This is a genomic window from Streptomyces sp. NPDC027185 (assembly GCF_055567035.1).
Window position 1 is genome coordinate 580,830 of record NZ_JBVHRF010000005.1, and the last position, 19,326, is coordinate 600,155.

General features: G+C 71.9%; 12 protein-coding genes. 4 read left to right on the forward strand and 8 right to left on the reverse strand.

The features are described from left to right. Window positions 1–104 precede the first annotated feature (104 nt). From ACZ4M8_RS19875 to ACZ4M8_RS19895, 5 genes are all read right to left on the reverse strand, one after another. Window positions 105–1,064, reverse strand: coding sequence for a hypothetical protein (locus tag ACZ4M8_RS19875; RefSeq protein ID WP_467609084.1), 960 nt, complete (start codon window positions 1,062–1,064; stop codon window positions 105–107). A gap of 367 nt (window positions 1,065–1,431) precedes the next feature. Beyond that, a complete protein-coding gene (locus ACZ4M8_RS19880; protein ID WP_467609086.1) occupies window positions 1,432–2,271 on the reverse strand; it encodes a DUF4232 domain-containing protein in 840 nt (279 codons plus the stop codon). 304 nt (window positions 2,272–2,575) lie between these two features. Then, complete coding sequence (locus ACZ4M8_RS19885; RefSeq protein ID WP_467609088.1) at window positions 2,576–4,480, reverse strand: AfsR/SARP family transcriptional regulator; 1,905 nt, start codon at window positions 4,478–4,480, stop codon at window positions 2,576–2,578. 1 nt (window position 4,481) lies between these two features. Further along, the gene (locus ACZ4M8_RS19890) at window positions 4,482–5,774 is read right to left on the reverse strand and encodes a M18 family aminopeptidase (RefSeq protein ID WP_467609090.1); all 1,293 of its coding nucleotides are present in this window, start codon (window positions 5,772–5,774) and stop codon (window positions 4,482–4,484) included. A 217-nt stretch (window positions 5,775–5,991) separates the two neighbouring features. Beyond that, window positions 5,992–7,818 carry an acyl-CoA dehydrogenase gene (locus ACZ4M8_RS19895; RefSeq protein ID WP_467609092.1) on the reverse strand — a complete coding sequence of 609 codons (1,827 nt, stop codon included), beginning with the start codon at window positions 7,816–7,818 and terminating at the stop codon, window positions 5,992–5,994. A gap of 190 nt (window positions 7,819–8,008) precedes the next feature. On the opposite strand from ACZ4M8_RS19895, the gene ACZ4M8_RS19900 reads away from it, so the two are divergent. From ACZ4M8_RS19900 to ACZ4M8_RS19910, 3 genes are all read left to right on the forward strand, one after another. Beyond that, complete coding sequence (locus tag ACZ4M8_RS19900; protein ID WP_467609094.1) at window positions 8,009–8,479, forward strand: SseB family protein; 471 nt, start codon at window positions 8,009–8,011, stop codon at window positions 8,477–8,479. Window positions 8,480–8,654: 175 nt separating this feature from the next. Then, on the forward strand, window positions 8,655–9,608 hold the full coding sequence (locus tag ACZ4M8_RS19905; RefSeq protein WP_467609095.1) for a pirin family protein: 954 nt from the start codon (window positions 8,655–8,657) through the stop codon (window positions 9,606–9,608). A gap of 227 nt (window positions 9,609–9,835) precedes the next feature. Continuing rightward, window positions 9,836–10,960, forward strand: a complete 1,125-nt coding sequence (locus tag ACZ4M8_RS19910; protein WP_467609097.1) for an AI-2E family transporter — start codon at window positions 9,836–9,838, stop codon at window positions 10,958–10,960. Here ACZ4M8_RS19910 and ACZ4M8_RS19915 read toward each other — a convergent pair. Further along, window positions 10,891–13,104: an ATP-binding SpoIIE family protein phosphatase gene (locus ACZ4M8_RS19915; RefSeq protein ID WP_467609099.1), complete on the reverse strand. Its 2,214-nt coding sequence runs from the start codon at window positions 13,102–13,104 to the stop codon at window positions 10,891–10,893. The genes ACZ4M8_RS19910 and ACZ4M8_RS19915 overlap by 70 nt on opposite strands. A gap of 512 nt (window positions 13,105–13,616) precedes the next feature. Between ACZ4M8_RS19915 and aspS the strand changes: the two genes are divergently transcribed. Then, the gene (gene aspS, locus ACZ4M8_RS19920; protein ID WP_467609101.1) at window positions 13,617–15,389 is read left to right on the forward strand and encodes an aspartate--tRNA ligase; all 1,773 of its coding nucleotides are present in this window, start codon (window positions 13,617–13,619) and stop codon (window positions 15,387–15,389) included. Window positions 15,390–15,463: 74 nt separating this feature from the next. On the opposite strand, the gene metG is transcribed toward aspS, so the two are convergent. Continuing rightward, on the reverse strand, window positions 15,464–17,182 hold the full coding sequence (gene metG / locus ACZ4M8_RS19925) for a methionine--tRNA ligase (protein ID WP_467609103.1): 1,719 nt from the start codon (window positions 17,180–17,182) through the stop codon (window positions 15,464–15,466). Between the two features lie 197 nt (window positions 17,183–17,379). Further along, window positions 17,380–19,032 (reverse strand): MFS transporter, encoded by a 1,653-nt coding sequence (locus ACZ4M8_RS19930; RefSeq protein WP_467609105.1) that lies wholly within the window; start codon window positions 19,030–19,032, stop codon window positions 17,380–17,382. Window positions 19,033–19,326 lie beyond the last annotated feature (294 nt).

A 19,326-nucleotide genomic window follows, 5' to 3' on the forward strand; every position in this document is an offset into this window, starting at 1 on the left:
CCCCTGTGACGGAAGTGCCCCTCGTGACACGATCCGGACCGGACGCGGACCGAACCGTGAAGTACCCGCACCCGTGCGCCCCCTGAGTGCGCCCCGGACGCCGCTCAGTCGCCGAAGGCCACCGGACGGTAGGGCTTGAACTCCAGGTCGCCGCCCGGCAGCCCGTACGTCAGGCTCCGGTGGTCGGTCCCGTGGTCGCCGCGCTGCTCGTACGCGGTGTAGGAGCTGTGCGCCGCGTCGTTCCACTTCTCGAAGATCACGACATGGCGGGTGTCGCTGTTGCCGTCCGCGTCGATCAGCAGGTCACCGGGGGTCAGCTCGCCGAGGGAGATCGGGCGGGTCAGCGAACGGTCGGTCGCCAGCCCGACCGTGTTGGTCCCCGGCGCGGCCAGCCCCAGCGCCATCGACACATAGCCCGAGCAGTCCTGCCGGTAGCCGTCCTTCCAGTACGAGGTCTGGCTGTACGGGACCTGCGCGCCACCGTTCGCGGTGAGCCAGGTCGCCGCGCGCCGCAGCATCTCCTCGCGCGAGGTGCCCGGGTGCTGCGGCGGCGGAGCGTCCTTGACCGGTACGCCCGGCAGCCGGTCCTCGGGTATCGCCACCGCGACGACGGTGAGGAAGCCCTCGACCGGGCCGGTCACATGCGCCATGTACGAGGAGCAGGCGTCGCCCTCGCAGACCCTGCGGCCGGTGTCCACCTGGTAGTCGGCGGTGATCCGGTCCTGTCCGGCGGCGGTCTTGTTGATCATGCCGACGGCGGGGGAGGCGGTATCGGCCGAGGCGTGCACCACCCAGCGGGTGCCCCAGGTCGGGAAGGCCGCCGCGGCTGCCCGCGGCGCCCGGTCGGCGGCCGTGCCCGGTGCGGTCGCCGACCGGCCGTGCGCCACCCCCGTGAAACCGGTGATGCCGAGTCCGGCGGCCGCGAGTACGGGCACCACCCGCCGCAGCGTCCGCCGTTCGGCCCTTCCCGCGGACGCCGCCGTCCCGTCGTCCGCCGCCCCGTGTCCGCCGGTGCCCGCGGGGGTGGTGCCGTACGCCGTGTCCGTGCTGCCGTGGCCGCGCATCCGCTGTCCCCTTCTGTGCCGTCCGTCGCCGTGTGCGCCGCCGCGGAGCCCGGCCCGTCGGGGCGGGCCGCTCGGTCCGCGGCGGTGGAGCCATCCTGGAACGTCCCTGCAGCCGGTACGGGCGACCAGCCGCCCCCTGGGACGTACGACTCCCGCCTCACCGCGGTGACCTGGGGAAACGCGCGTCCCGGCAGGGCGGGAACGGGACGTGGGCCCCCGTGCGTGGGACATGACGGGACGGCAGTCGGGCCCATCGGCGCCGGTGAGCGGTGTCCTTCTCCGGTGGACGGGGCCGGACACGAGGCAGGGCGCCCGCTGGGGGAAGGCGGGCGCCCTGGTTCTCGGGGGGCGGATGCCCCGGAGTGGCCTACCAGGTGGTGGCCGTGTTCGGGTCGGCCTGCCAGTAGGTCACCCAGGCGCTGTCGTCGAGGTAGGTGGAGCCGCCGGGCAGCGCCACCGGCGCCGAACCGCTGCCGCCCTGGCCGTCGCGGTCGGCCAGGCTGACGTTCAGCGAGGTCCGCTTGTGGCCGTTGGTCCCGCTGCCATCGCCGGACGAGGTCATGATGGCGGCGTAGCCGGATTCGCCGGGGGCGAGGGTGACCACCGCCTGCGGCTTGCTGTCCTCCAGCGGGGCGAGCGGCGCCTGGGCCTGGTCGAACTGGAGGAACGGGTAGGCGTACAGGTCGCAGCTGGTGCCGGAGGTGTTCTTCGCCTCCAGGAGGAGATGGTTGACGGGCCGGTTCAGCGGCGAGACGGCGATGCTGACGTCCGACGGGCCGCAGGCCGTGTGCTCGTCGGGGGTGCCGGCCGGGGGCGTCGGGCCGTCCGTGTCGGGGGCGTCGCCGGTCCGGCCGGAGTCCGGCCGCGCGTCGTCGGCGCCGCTCCGGCCGGCCGTGGACTCCTTACCGGCCGAGCTGCCGCCGTTGCCGCCGTCCGCGCGGACGCCGCCGTTCTTTCCGGGGGCGGCGCTGTCCAGACGGTCCTGCGGCGCCGCGTCGAAGGGATGCCCGTCACTGGCCTTGACCCGGTTCTCCGACTGGCCGCACGCGGTGAGGGTGAGCCCGGCGACGGCGACGAGGCCCGCCGCCGCGAGGCGGGGACCGGTACGCCGGAAGCCGGTACGGGAGGCGGTGGATCCGGCCGCGCCGCCGGTACGCCGGGTGCGCTGCGCCGACTCCGCGTGCGACAGGTGCGACATACGTGACATGGCGTCTCTCCCCCGATGGGCGGTGGGCGGTGGCGTTCTCCGAGCTGTCCACCACCTTGCCGCCCCCCGCTGCCGCGCTGCTAACGGATGCCTAACGGAAACGGGGCGGCCCGCGCTTCCGGGTCCCTTGGGACGGCCGGGACACCTTCCGCCGGGGGCGGGACGCGGGCCGGGCGGGGCATCGTCGCCGGGCCGGGCGGTCCCGCCGCCGTGCTGAGAGCCGGATCTCCACCCGGCCGCGCTCCCCGACAGGGCGGTGGTGAGGGCCGGACCGGACAGCTCCCGGCCGGCCCCCGCCCGTCGCTCAGGCCCGCGGCCCGTCCCCTTCCGAGCGCTCGTCGCGGGCGAAGAGCTGGGTGAGCGTGCTGATCGTGTAGACGTCGGTGGACTCCTCATCCACCAGATGCATCTCCGCGAGCCGGTCCAACGCGTCTTGGGTGCGCTCCTGGTCGTACCCGGCGAGGGCCGCGGCCACCGACGAGTTCAGGTGGCCGTCGGCGCTGGTGGCCAGCGCGCTCAGCAGCCGGGCGTCATCGGCGGAGAGCCGGGCCACGGACATCCGCAGCGCGGCCGCGATGCCGGTGTCCTCGGCGGACAGCAGCGCCAGCCGCCGCCGCTCGTCGCGCAGCGCCGACGCCAGCCGGGCCAGCCGCCAGCGCGGCCGGGCTGTCAACTGCGCGGCGGCGGCCCGCAGCGCCAGCGGCAGCCCGTCGCAGAGCGCGACCAGCTCCTGCGCCGCCGCCGGATCCTCGGCGACCCGCTCGGCGCCGAGCATCGCCCCGAGCAGCGCGGCGCCCTCCTCGTACCCCATGGCCTGGAGACCGACGGGCCGGGCCCAGTCGGTGGCGACCAACCCGTCGAGGCGGCTGCGGCTGGTGACGACGGTGGCGCAGTGCGGGCCGCCGGGAAGCAGAGGCCGCACCTGCGCCGAACCGCGCGCGTTGTCGAGGACGACCAGCAGCCGCCGCTCCGCCACCAGCGACCGGAACAGCGCGGACGCGGACTCGGCGGAGGACGGCACCCGCTCCGGCGGGGTACCGAGCGCCAGCAGGAAGTCCCGGAGGATCTCGGCGGGGTCCGCCTCGTCACCCTCCCCGAAACCGCGCAGATCGGCGAAGAGCTGACCGTCCGGGAACGCCGCGGCGTACTGATGCGCCCACTGCACGACACACGCGGTCTTGCCGACTCCGGCCGGTCCGGCGACCACCGCGAGCGGGCTCTCCTGCGACGTATGGTCGGTCAGGATCGTGGTGAGTGCGGCCAGCTGGTGCTCCCGGCCCAGGAAACGGGCCGGCGGCCGGGGCAGCAGCCGGGGCGGCGTGGTGCCCCGCCCGGAGCCTTCCGTACCACCGGTGGCGCCGGACGCCGCGCCGCCCTGCGCGGGCACCCGGGGCTCGCCGGACTGCGCGACGCCGGACGCCGCGCCTGTTTCACGTGAAACAGCGGCCGGTTTGGCGGTCGGCCGGGCCTCCTCCGCCCGCAGGATCTCCTCGTACGCCCCGCGCAGCCGCTCGCCCGGATCGACGCCCAGCTCCTCGTTGAGCAGCCGTCGGGTGCGGTGGAACCACTCCAGCGCGTCGGACTGACGCCCCGTACGGAACAGCTCCCGCATCAGACCGGCGATCAGACCCTCGCGCAACGGGTGGTTGACGGCGGCGTTGTAGAGCACCGCCGCGGCCTGTTCATGGGCGCCGAGCGCGCCATGGGCACGGCCCAGCGCCTCGACGGCGGTCAGCCGGCGCTCCTCCAGCGCGTGAGCGGCGGCGGCGAACGGCGGGCTGGTGACCGTGCCGGTCAGCGCCGGGCCACGCCAGAGCCCCAGCGCCTCCCGCAGCAGCGGCACCGCGTCGGCCGGTGCCTCCTCGGGCCGGGCCAGCGCGACGAGTTCACCGAAGCGGTGGGCGTCGATCAGCTCCTCGGGCAGCCGCAGCAGGTAGGCCGAGCCGTGGGTGGTCAGCTCGATGCCGTACGCGTCGGCGCCGCCTTGGGCCAGTGTGGCGCGCAACCGCGACACATGGCCCTGGACGACCGTACGGGCGTGTTCGGGTGGCTCGTCCTCCCAGAGCGAGTCGATCAACTGCTCAAGAGGGACGGTGGTGTTGGGCTGGAGCAGCAGCAGCGCCAGCACGCTCCGCCGTTTCGCCGGCCCGAGCGACAGCTCCCCGGAGCCGGTGGTGACGGCGATCGGGCCCAGCAGTGAGAAGTCCAACTCAGCCCTCCAGGAAGGCCGTCAGGGCGTTCGCGAGCAGGTACGGGTCCTCGGCGCCGCACAGCTCACGTGCCGAGTGCATGGAGAGGATGGCGACGCCGACATCCACGGTGGTGATGCCGTGCCGCGCGGCGGTGATCGGTCCGATCGTGGTGCCGCACGGCATCGCGTTGTTCGAGACGAACGACTGCCAGGGCACGTCGGCGCGCTCACAGGCGGCGGCGAAGACCGCCCGCCCGTCACCGTCCGTGGCGTACCGCTGGTTGACGTTCACCTTCAGGATGGGGCCGCCGTTGGGCACCGGGTGGTGTCCGGGCTCGTGCCGCTCACCGTAGTTGGGGTGGACGGCGTGGCCGGTGTCGGAGGAGAGGCACAGCGTCCCGGCGAAGGCGCGGGCACGGTCCTCGTACGCACCGCCGCGGGCGAAGACCGAGCGCTCCAGGACGGAGCCGAGCAGCGGGCCGTCGGCGCCGGTGTCGGACTGGCTGCCGTTCTCCTCGTGGTCGAAGGCGGCCAGTACCGGGATGCTGGTCAGCTCACCGCTCTCGGCGGCAGCGATCAGCGCGGCGGTGCCGGCGTGCACGGACAGCAGGTTGTCCATCCGCGGCCCGGCGAGCAGTTCACGGTCGCGGCCCAGGTAGGCGGGGGGCTCGATGCTGTGGACCATCAGGTCCCAGCCGCGGACCTCACCGGCGGGCAGCTGCGTCTCCTGCTCGACGAAGGCGATCAGATCGCCCTCGTCGACCTGGCCCAGCCCCCAGATCGGCGTCATGTGGCGCTGCTTGTCCAGCTTCAGGCCGTCGGTGTTGACCGACCGGTCGAGGTGGATGGCGAGTTGCGGTACGCGCAGCAGCGGGCGGTCGATGTTGACCAAGCGGTGGCTGCCGTCCCGCAGCGTGACCCGGCCGGAGAGCCCGAGGTCCCGGTCGAGCCAGGTGTTGAGCAGCGCGCCGCCGTAGATCTCGACGGCGACCTGCCGCCAGCCGTGCGCACCGGTGTCCGGCAGCGGTTTGACCCGGAGGTTGGGGGAGTCGGTGTGGGCGCCCAGGATGCGGAACGGGGTGGCGGGGACGGCGCCTTCGGGGACGTACCAGGCGATGAGCGCTCCGCCCCGCAGGACGTACTTGCCGCCGTGCTCGCCGTCCCAGGCGTCGGTCTCCGCGACCTGCCGGAACCCCGCCGCTTCCAGCCGCGCCGCCGCGTTCGCCACCGCGTGGTACGGCGACGGACTCGCGGCGAGGAAGGACATCAGGTCGTCGGTGTGGCCGCGGTCGAAGCGGGCGGAGTTGGTCATGGCTCCAGCATAAGGAGGAGGGCTGCCGGTGACCCGCGCCGATGCGGGCGGACCGTGGTCCGCTCCATCCTCTTCCGGCCAGGATGCGGGCGTTCGCCGGAGTTGCACCGCGGGGCGCGAAACCCTGCGTACAGCGGTGCCCGCCGTCCCCGGGGGATGGGGAGGCGGGCACCGCCGGTGGGCGGCGGGGCCGGACGAGGCCGGATCCGCCGCGGACTCAGAACGCGGACTCGTCCAGCTCCATCAGGGACTGGTCGATGCCCTCGGCCAGCGAGCGCTGTACGGAGAGGCCCGGCAGGACGTTGTGGGCGAAGAACTTCGCCGCGGCGATCTTGCCGGTGTAGAACGGCTTGTCCTTGGCGGTGGCGCCGTCCAGTTTCCCGGCGGCGACGGCCGCGCCCTTCAGCAGCAGGTAACCGATGACGACGTCACCGGAGGCCAGCAGCAGCCGGGTGGTGTTGAGGCCGACCTTGTAGATGGACTTGACGTCCTTCTCGGTGGCGGCGAGGTCGGTCAGCATCGCGCCGACGATCGCCTCCAGGTCGGCGGCGGCCTTGGCCAGCTCGCCGCGGGCGGCGGCCAGCTCCTCGCCACCGGTCTCCTGGGCCAGGAACTCCTTGATCTCGTTGGAGAGCGCGGTCAGCGCCTGGCCCTGGTCGCGGACGATCTTCCGGAAGAAGAAGTCCTGGCCCTGGATCGCGGTGGTGCCCTCGTAGAGGGTGTCGATCTTGGAGTCCCGGATGTACTGCTCGATCGGGTACTCCTGGAGGTACCCGGAGCCGCCGAAGGTCTGGAGCGACTGCGCCAGCTGCTCGTAGGACTTCTCCGAGCCGTAACCCTTGACGATCGGCAGCAGCAGGTCGTTCAGGCGGGTGGCGGCGGTGGCGTCCTCGCCCGCGGCCTCCTTGGCGATGATCTCGTCCTGGACGCTCGCGGTGTAGAGCACCAGGGCGCGCATGCCCTCGGCGTACGCCTTCTGCGTCATCAGGGAGCGGCGCACGTCGGGGTGGTGGGTGATGGTGACGCGCGGGGCGGTCTTGTCGGTGAAGGCGGCGAGGTCGGGGCCCTGCACGCGCTCCTTGGCGTACTCCAGCGCGTTGAGGTAGCCGGTGGAGAGGGTGGCGATGGCCTTCGTGCCGACCATCATCCGCGCGAACTCGATGATCTTGAACATCTGGCGGATGCCGTCGTGCTTCTCGCCGAGCAGCCAGCCCTTGGCGGGGTGGTTGGCGCCGAACGTCATCTCGCAGGTGTTGGACGCCTTGAGGCCCATCTTGTGCTCGACGTTGGTGGCGTAGGCGCCGTTGCGCTCGCCCAGCTCACCGGTCTCCCAGTCGAAGTCGTACTTGGGGACGATGAAGAGCGACAGGCCCTTGGTGCCCGGACCGGCACCCTCGGGGCGGGCGAGGACGAAGTGCACGATGTTCTCGGACATGTCGTGCTCACCGGAGGTGATGAAGCGCTTCACGCCCTCGATGTGCCAGGTGCCGTCCTCCTGCTGGACCGCCTTGGTGCGCCCGGCGCCGACGTCCGAACCGGCGTCCGGCTCGGTCAGCACCATGGTGGAGCCCCACTGCTTGTCCACCATCAGCTGGGCGATGCGGTGCTGCTCCTCGGTGCCCTCCTCGTGGATCACGCCGGCGAAGGCGGGGCCGGAGGCGTACATCCAGATCGCGGGGTTGGCGCCCAGGATCGTCTCGGCGAAGGCCCACAGCAGCGAGCGCGGCGCGGTGGTGCCGCCGATCTCCTCCGGGATGCCCAGCCGCCACCACTCGGCGTCCATGTACGCCTGGAAGCTCTTCTTGAAGGTGTCGGGGACCGGTGCGGTGTTGGTCTCCGGGTCGAAGACCGGCGGGTTGCGGTCGGCGTCGGCGAAGGAATCGGCCAGCTCGTTCTCCGAGAGCCGGGCGATCTCCGACAGTACGCTCCTGGCGGTGTCGACATCCATCTCCGCGAACGGTCCGGTGCCGTAGACGTTGTCACGGCCGAGCACCTCGAAGAGGTTGAACTCGATGTCGCGGAGATTCGACTTGTAGTGCCCCATGGGTACGGCTCCGTATCAGTTCAGCAAGAGAGTGGCGCGTGGCGCCTCGTCGCGAGCCCTGTGCGGTGCGGGGCCCGTCACGCAAATACCAGCAGGTAGCTCCGATGATGCTACCCATCGGTAATAAGAAGCAACCCCTAACCGGCCATCTGTGACGAGCATCCCGTCCCGACTCAGTACCCTGTGGCGCATGTACGGCTACGACCAGGACGCGGGTGCAGGGCAGCAGTACGGTGCGCCGCCCCCGCCGCAGCAACCTCCCTCCGGGGGCTACGGCGAGCAGCCGCTGTATCCGGAGCCGTCCCCGCCCTCCCTCGCGGACGCGGTGCGCGCCTTCACGACCGGCTCGATGTCCCCCGAGGACTTCCAGGGGATCTTCGCCACCTCGAAGGTCTACTGCCCGCGCGGCGACAACCCCGGCTTCCTCGCGCTGCACAACACCCAGCAGCCGGTGATCCCGATGTTCACCTCGCTCAAGGAGCTGCGGCGGTACGCGGGCAAGGAGTCCAAGTACTTCGTCATCACCGGCGCCGAGGTGCTCGACCTGCTGCCCACCGGCTACGGCTTCGTCCTCGACATGGAGGGCGATCACCGGATGGTCTTCGATGCGAAGGCGGTGGAGCAGATGGTCGATTTCGCGATGCGCCGGATGTACGGCTGAGCCACACCCTGACCGCACGGAAGGGCCGACCCGCATGGCACGGGTCGGCCCTTCGCTCAGTCGTGGTGGCGGCGGCCCCGCTCCGACCTGCGGCGATGCGGTCGGGAATGGAGTACGTCTTGCAGGTTGTTCAGCATTCAACTAAGTTGAAACCCGAACGACCGAGGAGGCCGTCATGCCTGCAGTGACCGTTGAGAATCCGTTGACCCTGCCGCGTGTGGCGGCACCCGCCGAAGCACGTCCCCGTTCCGTGCTGGCCGTCTCGACCGCACCGAGCGGCTTCGAGGGCGAGGGCTTCCCGGTGCGCCGGGCGTTCGCCGGTATCGACTACAAGCACCTCGATCCGTTCATCATGATGGATCAGATGGGCGAGGTGGAGTACGCGCCCGGAGAGCCCAAGGGCACGCCCTGGCACCCGCACCGCGGCTTCGAGACCGTCACCTATCTGATCGACGGCACCTTCGTGCACCGTGACTCGCACGGCGGCGGCGGGGTCATCAACGGCGGGGACACCCAGTGGATGACCGCCGGGTCCGGGCTGCTGCACATCGAGGCGCCGCCGGAGTCGCTGGTCATGTCTGGTGGGCTCTTCCACGGCCTCCAGCTGTGGGTGAACCTCCCCAAGCGCGACAAGATGATGGCGCCGCGCTACCAGGACATCGGTGGCGGTCAGGTCAAGCTGCTCACCTCGGCCGACGGCGGTGCGCTGCTGCGGCTGATCGCCGGTGACCTCGACGGCAACAAGGGGCCCGGCGCCACGCACACGCCGATCACCATGCTGCATCTCTCGATCAACCCGGGCGCGGAGGTGACCCTGCCGTGGCGGGCCGACTTCAACGCCCTCGCGTACGGGCTGGCCGGGCGCGGCACGGCGGGAGCGGAAGGCCGTCCGTTCCGGACCGGGCAGGCGGTCGTCTTCGGCTCCGGTGACTCGCTCACCCTCCGGGCGGACGAGAGCCAGGAGTCCCGCAGCCCGAACTTCGAGGTCGTGCTGCTGGGCGGGGAGCCGATCCGGGAGCCGATGATGCACTACGGCCCGTTCGTGATGAACACCCACGCCGAACTGGCCCAAGCCTTCGAGGACTTCCAGGCCGGACGGCTCGGGACCGTTCCCGCCGAGGAGAGCTGAGCACGGCCCCTGCGGGGGCGGTGGGCGCGGTCGTACCGCGTTTCACGTGAAACATGGCGCGCCGCGCTCTCCGTTTCACGTGAAACACGGACCGTGCCGACCGCCCCCGCCCGGCTGTGCCGGGCCGGTCGCCGCGCGGGGCCGCCGGGGCGCCGCCTGTGCCACATCCCTACGGCGCCGCCGAGGCGTGACGGCCGGTCGGCGGGTGCGCATGGTGGACTGGTCGGGTGCAGAACGACCTGAAGAGAGACCGGCCCCGCGGCGAGGCGCCGCTGCTTCCCACCGCTGCCCGCCGGACCGCTGCCTGGTGCGCGGTGGCGCTGCTGGTGGCGGGGGTGATCGCGGTCGGCGTCTGGCTCTGTGTGAAGTTGAGCGCGGCCGTCACGCCCGTCCTGCTGGCTCTGCTGGGCAGTGCGCTGCTCAGGCCGGTGTACCGGCGGATGGCGGCGATGAAGCTCAACCGTTCGCTGGCCGCCGGGCTGACCTGCGCCCTGCTGGTCGTCGTGGTCGGCGGCGCCGGCTACATCGTGGTCAGCGCGCTGGTCGACAGCGGGGACCAGATCATCGCCTCGCTCAAGGAGGCGGCCAAGCGGCTCTCGCAGCACTTCGGGACCGCCGGTACCTCCCTCGACGATCTCGCCTCCAACGCCAAGTCGCTGATCGGCAAGTTCGGCACCACCGCCGCCTCGGGGCTGCTGGCGGGCGTCAGTGTCGTCGGCCAGTTCATCGCGGCGGCGGTCCTCGCGCTGCTGCTGACCTTCTTCTTCCTCCGCGACTCGGGCAAAGCGCTGGGTGCGCTGCGCGACTGGGCGCCCGGTGATTCGGCGCCGCAGCTGGAGGGGATGGCCCGCCGCGGCTTCCAGGCGGTCGAGGGCTTCATGCGCGGCACCACACTCATCGCCCTGATCGACGCCACCTGCATCACCGTCGGGCTGCTGATTCTGGGCGTTCCCAACGCCTTCGGGCTGGGTGCGCTGGTCTTCGTCGGCGCCTACATCCCCTACCTCGGTGCCTTCATCTCGGGCGCCGTCGCCGTTCTGGTGGCGCTCGCCGAGGGCGGTTTCGTCAAGGCACTGTGGGCGCTCGGGGTGGTGCTCGCGGTGCAGGTGCTGGAGGGGCACGTCCTCCAGCCGATGATCCAGAGCCGTACCGTCCAGATGCACCCGGCGGCCGTGCTGCTGGCGATCACCGCGGGCGCCGGGGTCGCGGGCATCCTCGGCATGCTGCTGGCCGTGCCGCTGACCGCCGCCGCCTTCGGCGCGCTCCACGAACTGCGCCGCCACTACGTCAGCTCGGCCACCGATTCGCCGGGAGCCACGGGCCCGGAGACGCCCGGCTCCGCGCCCGCGTAGGGCGGTTCCCCGGTGCCCGGCTCCGCCGGGGAACCGCCGTTCGCGTCCTCGTAGATCTCGAACCATGTCGACTTGCCGTCGCCGCGCGGTTCCACGCCCCACGCGCCGGCCAGCAGCTCCATCAGCACCAGACCGCGGCCCGAGGACGCCAGCTCGCCGGGGCTGCGGCGGTGCGGCAGTTCGTCGCTGCCGTCGGCGACGTCCACCCGCATCCGGCGGCTGCCGGCGGGGCCCGACAACTCGACGACCAGCAGCGCGTCCCCGTCGGTGTGGGTCAGCACATTGGTGACGACCTCGGAGACCAGCAGGACCGCGGCGTCCACCTGCTCCGGGTCGGCCCAGTCGTGCAGCACGTCGCGGATCTGCGCGCGGGCCTCGGCGATCCGCTCCGGCTCGGCCTGCGCGACGGTCAGCACCGTGCGCCGCACCGGCCGCACCGCTTCCGGACCGCCCGCGCCCACCCGGCACGCGGCGGCGTCCCGGGACAGCAGCAGCATCGCGATGTCGTCCTCCCGCCGGTCCACCAGCGGCCCGGTCGTGTGGTGCGAGGATGGGCCGTGGACCGCCTGGACCAGCGCGTCCGCCAGCCGCTCCAGACCGCCGTCGGCGACCCCGTCCGGATGGGCCTCGATGACGCCGCGCAGCCGGGTCCAGCCGGTCTCCAGATCGTGGCCGCCGGTCTCGATCAGCCCGTCCGTGCAGACCAGCATCGTCTCGCCGGGCTCCAGGACCAGCCGGGTGGTCGGGTAGTCGGTGTCCGGGGTGATGCCCAGTGGCAGGCCGCCCGCGGTGGCGCGGACCAGCATGGTGCCGTCGGCCGTCCGGATCGCCGGTTCGGGGTGCCCGGCGCGGGCGATGTCCAGCAGCCCGGTCGCCGGGTCGACCTCGATGTAGAGGCAGGTGGCGAAGCGCGGATCGCTGCCCGCGGCGCCCTCGGTGTCGTTGATGCCGGACAGGAAGCGGGAGGCGCGGGAGAGCACCCCGTCCGGGTGGTGGCCCTCCGCCGCGTAGGCGCGCAGCGCGATCCGCAGCTGCCCCATCAGCCCCGCGGCCCGTACGTCGTGGCCCTGGACATCGCCGATGACCAGCGCGGTCCGGCCGGACGGCAGCGGAATCATGTCGTACCAGTCGCCGCCGACCTCCAGCCCGCCACCGGTCGGTACGTATCGCGCGGCGACCGTCATGCCGGGGAGGTCCGGCCGTACCGTCGGCATCATGGTGCGCTGGAGGCCGACGGCGAGTTCGTGCTGCGACTCCTGGGCCCCGGCGCGGGCCAGTGCCTGGGCGAGCATCCGCGCGACGGTGGTGAGCACCGCCCGCTCGTCGGCGGTGAAGGCCACCGGGTGGTTGAACCCCGCCATCCAGGCGCCGATCGTGTGCCCCGCGTTGACCAGCGGCAAGAACGCCCACGAGGTGCGCGCGAAGCGGGCGGCGAGCGGCCAGGCGGCGGGGTAGCGCGCGCGGTACGCCTCGGGCGTCGGCAGATAGATCGCCCGCCCCGTCCGAACGACCTCGGCCGCCGGGTAGTCGGTGTCCGTCGTCATGTCGGTGAACGGCCGCTCCTCGCCGCCCGGCTGACCGTGGTGGCCGATGACGGTCAGCCGGCCGCCGACGACGCCGAAGACGGCGAGGCCGTCGGGTATGAACCCCGGCATCGACAGTCCGGCCGCCACCCGCAGCACCTCCGCGGTGGACCGCGCCTCCGCCAGCGCCCGCCCGGCGTCGAGCAGGAACGCCTCGCGTGAGCGCCGCCAGTCGCCGGTGACCGGGGTGCGGGCGGCCGCGGTGTCCGGCTGCGGGTCGGGCACCTCCTGGAGCGTGCCGAGCAGCGTGAAGGCGCCGTCGCAGGTCAGCGGGCGGCAGCGGGAGCGGACGGTGCGCAGCACCCGGCCGTCGGCGTCGACGACGCGCAGCCGGGCCTCGGCGAGGCTCCGTTCGGCGACGGCGAGCTGCACCACCCCGTTGATCTCGGCGAAGTCGACCGGGTGGAACCGCGACCGTACGGTCGCCTCGGACAGCTCCACGGCCCGGTCCGGGAGCCCGAGCAGCCGGGCGGCCTCGCCGTCGAGCCGGACCCGCCCCGAGGCGTCCTCCCAGCGCCACAGTCCGGTCGCGAGGGCCGCCAGGAGATCCTTGGTGCGCATTGCCTCACTTTAAGTTGATTCCTCCGAGCGTCACCAACGCGGTGGGGCGGGCCCCGGACCCCGGAGTCGAACAGGAGCGGCGCCGGGCCCGAGGGAGCCGCGGGACCGGCACCGGCACCGGCGCCCGGCCCGGCGGAAGCGGCGAGCCGGCTCCGGGCCCCGCTCCGGCGGAACCCCCGGCCCGCTTCCCGCTACTTCCCGGCGGCAGGCGCGCCGCGGCGCGATCACGGCCCCTCGGCACGGGAAACGCCTGACCGGCCACGGGCCGGCCCGGTCGAGCGCCCTCCGCAGCTGTGCCCACCGCCCGCGCCTGCCTCCGCCCCGCCCCGGCGCGCACGCGCCCCGCCCCGCTGGCATGTATACGCCGACCCGGCCCCCAGCGCCGGGACGGTAACCTGGAGCGGTTATCACATACCCGGGGCGGTCCTCCACGGACGGCAGCGGTTCGGCCACGGACGGGCAGCGTCCGTGTGCGGCCTCCCCACCTCGACTCGCGACGACTTGGATGAGCGATGCATCGGTACCGGTCCCACACCTGCGGCGAGCTTCGGGCCGCGGACGTCGACACGGACGTCCGCCTCAGCGGCTGGCTGCACAATCGACGTGACCTGGGCGGCATCCTCTTCATCGATCTGCGCGACCACTACGGTCTGGTGCAGCTCGTCGCCCGTCCCGGCACCCCCGCCAACGAGGCGCTCTCCTCGCTGACCAAGGAGACCGTCGTCCGTATCGACGGCAAGGTCTCCGCCCGCGGCGCGGACAACGTCAACCCCGAGCTGCCGACCGGCGAGATCGAGATCGAGGTCTCCGAGGTCGAGGTGCTGGGCGCCGCCGAGCAGATCCCGTTCACCATCAACGCCGAGGACGGGGTCAACGAGGAGAAGCGCCTGGAGTACCGCTTCCTCGACCTGCGCCGCGAGCGGATGCACCGCAACATCCTGCTGCGCACCGCCGTCATCTCCGCCATCCGGCACAAGATGACCGCGCTCGGCTTCAACGAGATGGCCACCCCGATCCTCTCGGCCACCTCCCCCGAGGGCGCCCGCGACTTCCTCGTCCCCTCGCGGCTGCACGCCGGCAAGTTCTACGCGCTGCCGCAGGCGCCCCAGCAGTTCAAGCAGCTGCTGATGATCGCCGGGTTCGACCGCTACTTCCAGATCGCGCCCTGCTTCCGCGACGAGGACGCCCGCGCCGACCGCTCGCCGGGCGAGTTCTACCAGCTCGACGTCGAGATGAGCTTCGTCGAGCAGGAGGATGTCTTCCAGCCGATCGAGAAGCTGATGACCGAGCTGTTCACCGAGTTCGGTGGCGGCCGTACGGTCACCTCGCCGTTCCCGCGCATCCCGTTCCGCGAGTCGATGCTGAAGTACGGCTCCGACAAGCCGGACCTGCGCGCCGAGCTGGAGTTGGTGGACGTCTCGGACGTCTTCGCCGGTTCCGGTTTCAAGGCGTTCGCCGGTAAGCACGTCCGCGCGCTGGCTGTGCCGGACACCGCGGGCCAGTCGCGGAAGTTCTTCGACCAGATGGGCGACTTCGCCGTCCAGCAGGGCGCGAAGGGCCTGGCCTGGATCCGCGTCGGCGAGAACAACGAGCTGACCGGCCCGATCGCCAAGTTCCTCACCGACGAGGACACCAAGGCGCTCGTCGACGCGCTGGCTCTGGCCCCCGGCCACGCCGTCTTCTTCGGCGCCGGCGAGTTCGACGAGGTCTCCAAGATCATGGGCGCGGTCCGTGTCGAGGCGGCCAAGCGCACCGGCCACTTCGTCGAGGACGAGTTCCGCTTCTGCTGGATCGTCGACTTCCCGATGTTCGAGAAGGACGAGGACACCGGCAAGATCGAGTTCTCCCACAACCCGTTCTCCATGCCCCAGGGCGGTCTTGAGGCGCTGGAGACCAAGGACCCGCTCGACATCCTCGCCTGGCAGTACGACATCGTCTGCAACGGCGTCGAGCTGTCCTCCGGCGCGATCCGTAACCACGAGCCGGACGTCATGTACAAGGCGTTCGCCATCGCCGGTTACGACAAGGAGACCGTCGAGGCGGAGTTCGGCGGCATGCTCCGCGCGTTCAAGTTCGGCGCCCCGCCGCACGGCGGCATCGCCCCGGGCGTCGACCGCATCGTGATGCTGCTCGCCGACGAGCCCAACATCCGCGAGACCATCGCCTTCCCGCTCAACGGCAACGCCCAGGACCTGCTGATGGGCGCGCCCAGCGAGGTCGAGGAGGCGCGCCTGAAGGAGCTGCACCTCTCGATCCGCAAGCCTCAGGTGAAGACCCAGGGCTGACGGACACCGCCTACGGGAAAGCCCCCGCGACCTTCCGAAGGGCGCGGGGGCTTTCCCGTAGGTGCCCGCGGTGGCTACGCGTCGTCACCGCCGCCGAAGCGCGTGCGGTACGCCTCCAGGTCGTCCTCGGTGATCTTCGCGAAGAGGACCGGCGGCACCGTGAACGGCGTACCCGCCGGGACGGACGCCAGCGCCGCCGCCTCCTCGGCGCTCACCCACGCCGCGGTGTCGTCGGGCAGTGCGAACGCGCCGCGCATCGCCTTCGCCGACGCCGGGATGAACGGCTCGGAGATCACCGCGTAGAGGTGGATGAGGTTCATGGCCGTACGCAGCGTCAGCGCCGCGGCGTCCTGGTCGGTCTTGATCTCCAGCCAGGGGGCCTTCTCCTCCAGGTAGGAGTTGCCGGCGCTCCACAGGGCGCGCAGCGCCGCCGCCGCCTTGCGGAACTGCAGCGCCTCCATGTGGCCCTCGTACTCCGCGAGCAGCCGCGCGATCTCCTCGCCCAGCTTCCGCTCGGCCTCGCCCGCCTCGGCGCCGGCCGGGACCTCGTCGCCGAACCGCTTGCGGGAGAACGACAGGACGCGGTTGACGAAGTTGCCGAGGGTGTCGGCGAGGTCCTTGTTGACGGAGGCGGAGAACAGCTCCCAGGTGAAGGAGGTGTCGTCGGACTCCGGGGCGTGGGCCATCAGGAAGTAGCGCCAGTAGTCGGCGGGCAGCAGCTCCAGCGCCGCGTCGGTGAAGATGCCGCGCTGCTGGGAGGTGGAGAACTTCCCGCCGTAGTAGTTGAGCCAGTTGAACGCCTTGAGGAAGTCGACCTTCTTCCACGGCTCACGGGTGCCGAGCTGGGTGGCCGGGAACATCACCGAGTGGAACGGGACGTTGTCCTTGGCCATGAACTCCGTGTAGCGCACGTCGTCCGCCTCGTACCACCACGACTTCCAGTCGCGGCTGCCGGGCTCGGCGTCCGCCCACTCCTTCGTCGAGCCGATGTACTCGATCGGCGCGTCGAACCAGACGTAGAAGACCTTGCCCTCGGCGGCCAGCTCTGGCCAGACGTCGGCGGGGACGGGGACGCCCCAGTCCAGGTCGCGGGTGATGGCGCGGTCCTGGAGGCCCTCGGTCAGCCACTTGTGGGCGATGGAGGAGGCGAGCGTCGGCCAGTCCTTGCTGCCGTTGCCCTCCAGCCAGCCCTCGACCTCGTGCTGCAGCGCGGACTGGAGGAGGAAGAGGTGCTTGGTCTCGCGGACCTCCAGGTCGCCGCTGCCGCTGATCGCCGAACGGGCGTCGATCAGGTCCGTCGGGTCGAGCACCCGGGTGCAGTTCTCGCACTGGTCGCCGCGGGCCTTGTCGTAGCCGCAGTGCGGGCAGGTGCCGACGATGTAGCGGTCCGGCAGGAACCGCTCGTCGGCGTTGGAGTACACCTGGCGGATCGCCCGCTCCTCGATGAAGCCGTTCTCGTGGAGCTTGCGGGCGAAGTGCTGCGTCAGCTCGACGTTCTGCTGCGAGGAGCTGCGGCCGAAGTGGTCGAATTCCAGGCCGAAGCCCTCGTAGATCGCCTTCTGGGCCTCGTGCTGCTCGGCGCAGAACGCGTCCACCGACTGCCCCGCCGCCTTCGCGGCCAGCTCCGCCGGAGTGCCGTGCTCGTCCGTCGCGCAGATGTAGAGGACGTCGTGCCCGCGCTTGCGCATATACCGCGCGTACACATCGGCCGGGAGCATGGACCCCACCATGTTGCCCAGGTGCTTGATCCCGTTGATGTACGGAAGGGCGCTGGTGATGAGGTGTCGAGCCATTGCCGGCTGCTCCCAAGTCGCTACGGTGAGTGAGGAATTGCTTTACGGAACGTCAATATCGTACTGGACGTGGCCAGGCGAATTCGCAGGCGTTTCCGCGGGCATTTCCGCTGACGGGCGGCGGGCGCGGGGTGCGGGGCGGGCCTGTTACCGGCCGTTCCGCGCCGGATACGGCGGGGTCCCCCGAGGGGTGCCGCTCAGTGCGGGGCGCCGTCCGGGGAGCGGGTGCCGGAGCCGGTGCCGGGTGCGCGGCCCGGCATCGGACCGTGGCGCGGGGCGCGGGCCGTGACCAGCAGGCCCGCGACGACGGCGGCCAGCAGCATCACCGACGCGGAGACGCCGATCGCGACGGTGAAGCCGTGCACCACCCCCTCCTTGACGACGGCGCCGCGCACCGCGGGCGTCAGCCGCCCGGTCCGCGCGGCGGCGAGCAGCCGGTCCGCGATGTACGTCGCCCCGGCCGATGTCGCGATCGTGTTCAGCAGCGCCGTCCCGATCGAACCGCCCACCTGCTGCGCCGTGTTGACGGTCGCCGAGGTGACGCCCGCGTCCCGCGCCGCGACACCGGACGTGGCCGTCGCCATCACCGGCATGAAGATCAGGCCCATGCCCAGCCCGACGAGGAGTTCGGCGGGCAGTACGTGCGGGGCGTACGCGGAGCGCGCCGTCAGGAACGTCAGCAGATACAGCCCGGCGGCCGCCAGCAGCGCGCCGGGGACCATCAGCAGCCGCGGCGGGAGATGGTGCAGCAGCCGCGCCGATATCTGTGTCGAGGCGGTGACGATGGCGGCGGTCATCGGCAAAAACGCCAAACCGGCCTTCAGCGGTGAATAGCCGAGCACGATCTGGAAGTAATAGGTCAGAAAAAGAAACATACCGAACAGTGCGATGGTCGCCAGCGCCATCGTCAGAAAAGCGCCGCCGCGATCACGGTCCCGCACGATGTGCAGCGGCAGCAGCGGATGCCGGGCCCGCGTCTGCCACAGCGCGAACACCGCGAGCAGCGCGGCGCCGCCGCAGAGCAGCCCGAGCACCAGCGCATCGCCCCAGCCCCGCGGCCGCGCCTCGCTGCACCCGTAGACGATCGCCACGAGCCCGCCGCAGCCCAGCACCACACCGGGGACGTCGAGGCGGGCACCGCCCCGCTCCGGGCGGTCGTGCAGGAAGACCGCGGCGCCGGCGAACGCCACCGCCGCGATCGGCACGTTCACATACAGACACCAGCGCCAGTCCAGGAACTCGGTCAGCAACCCGCCCACGATCAGCCCGATCGCCGCCCCGCCGCCCGCGATCGCCCCGTAGATCCCGAACGCCTTGCCGCGCTCCCGCCCGTCCGTGAACGTCGTCGTCAGCAGCGACAGCGCCGACGGCGCCAGCACCGCCGCGAACGCGCCCTGCAACGCCCGTGCCCCGAACAACAGCCCCGGCCCGCCCGCCGCGCCCCCGAGCCCCGACGCCACCGCGAACCCCACCAGCCCCACCATGAACGTCGTCTTCCGCCCGACGAGATCCGCGACCCGCCCCCCGAGCAGCAACAACCCCCCGAACGCGAGCGTGTACGCCGTGATCACCCACTGCCGGTCCGCATCCGAGATCCCCAGCTCCCGCTGCGCCGACGGCAACGCGATGTTCACGATCGTGGCGTCGAGGACCACCATGAGCTGCGCGAGCGCGATGGTGACCAGGGCCCACCAGCGGCGGGGGGCGCCGGCCGCGGGCCGAGCGGGCCCGGAGCGGCGCCCGGTTCCGGAGCCGGTCGCTCCCGCCTGACCTGTCCGCTCCGCCCGCGGCGGAGCGTTCCGCGGCTGCTCCCCACCGGTCCTCGTATCCCCCTGGCCGTCTCCGCCCATCGCCCGACCTGCTTCCACCGGCCGCCGCCCCGTACCTGGCGCCTAGGCGTACGGATGGGGGCAAACGGGTTAGTTCATCCACTCAGCGTAGGAGGGGTGGGGCGGGGGTGCCTGGTGGACAGCTGGCGCCCTGGGCTTACGGCAGCGGTCCTCGCGAGAAGTGGCGCTCTTTATGGCTAGTTTATGGTTTATTTGGGCGCCTGCTCAGCATCGTCATGGCGAAAAGGATGTCAGTGCCCGTCGAGTCGGCGAGGAAGACGTAAAGTCCCCCTGAGTGTGGCCTTATTCCTATCA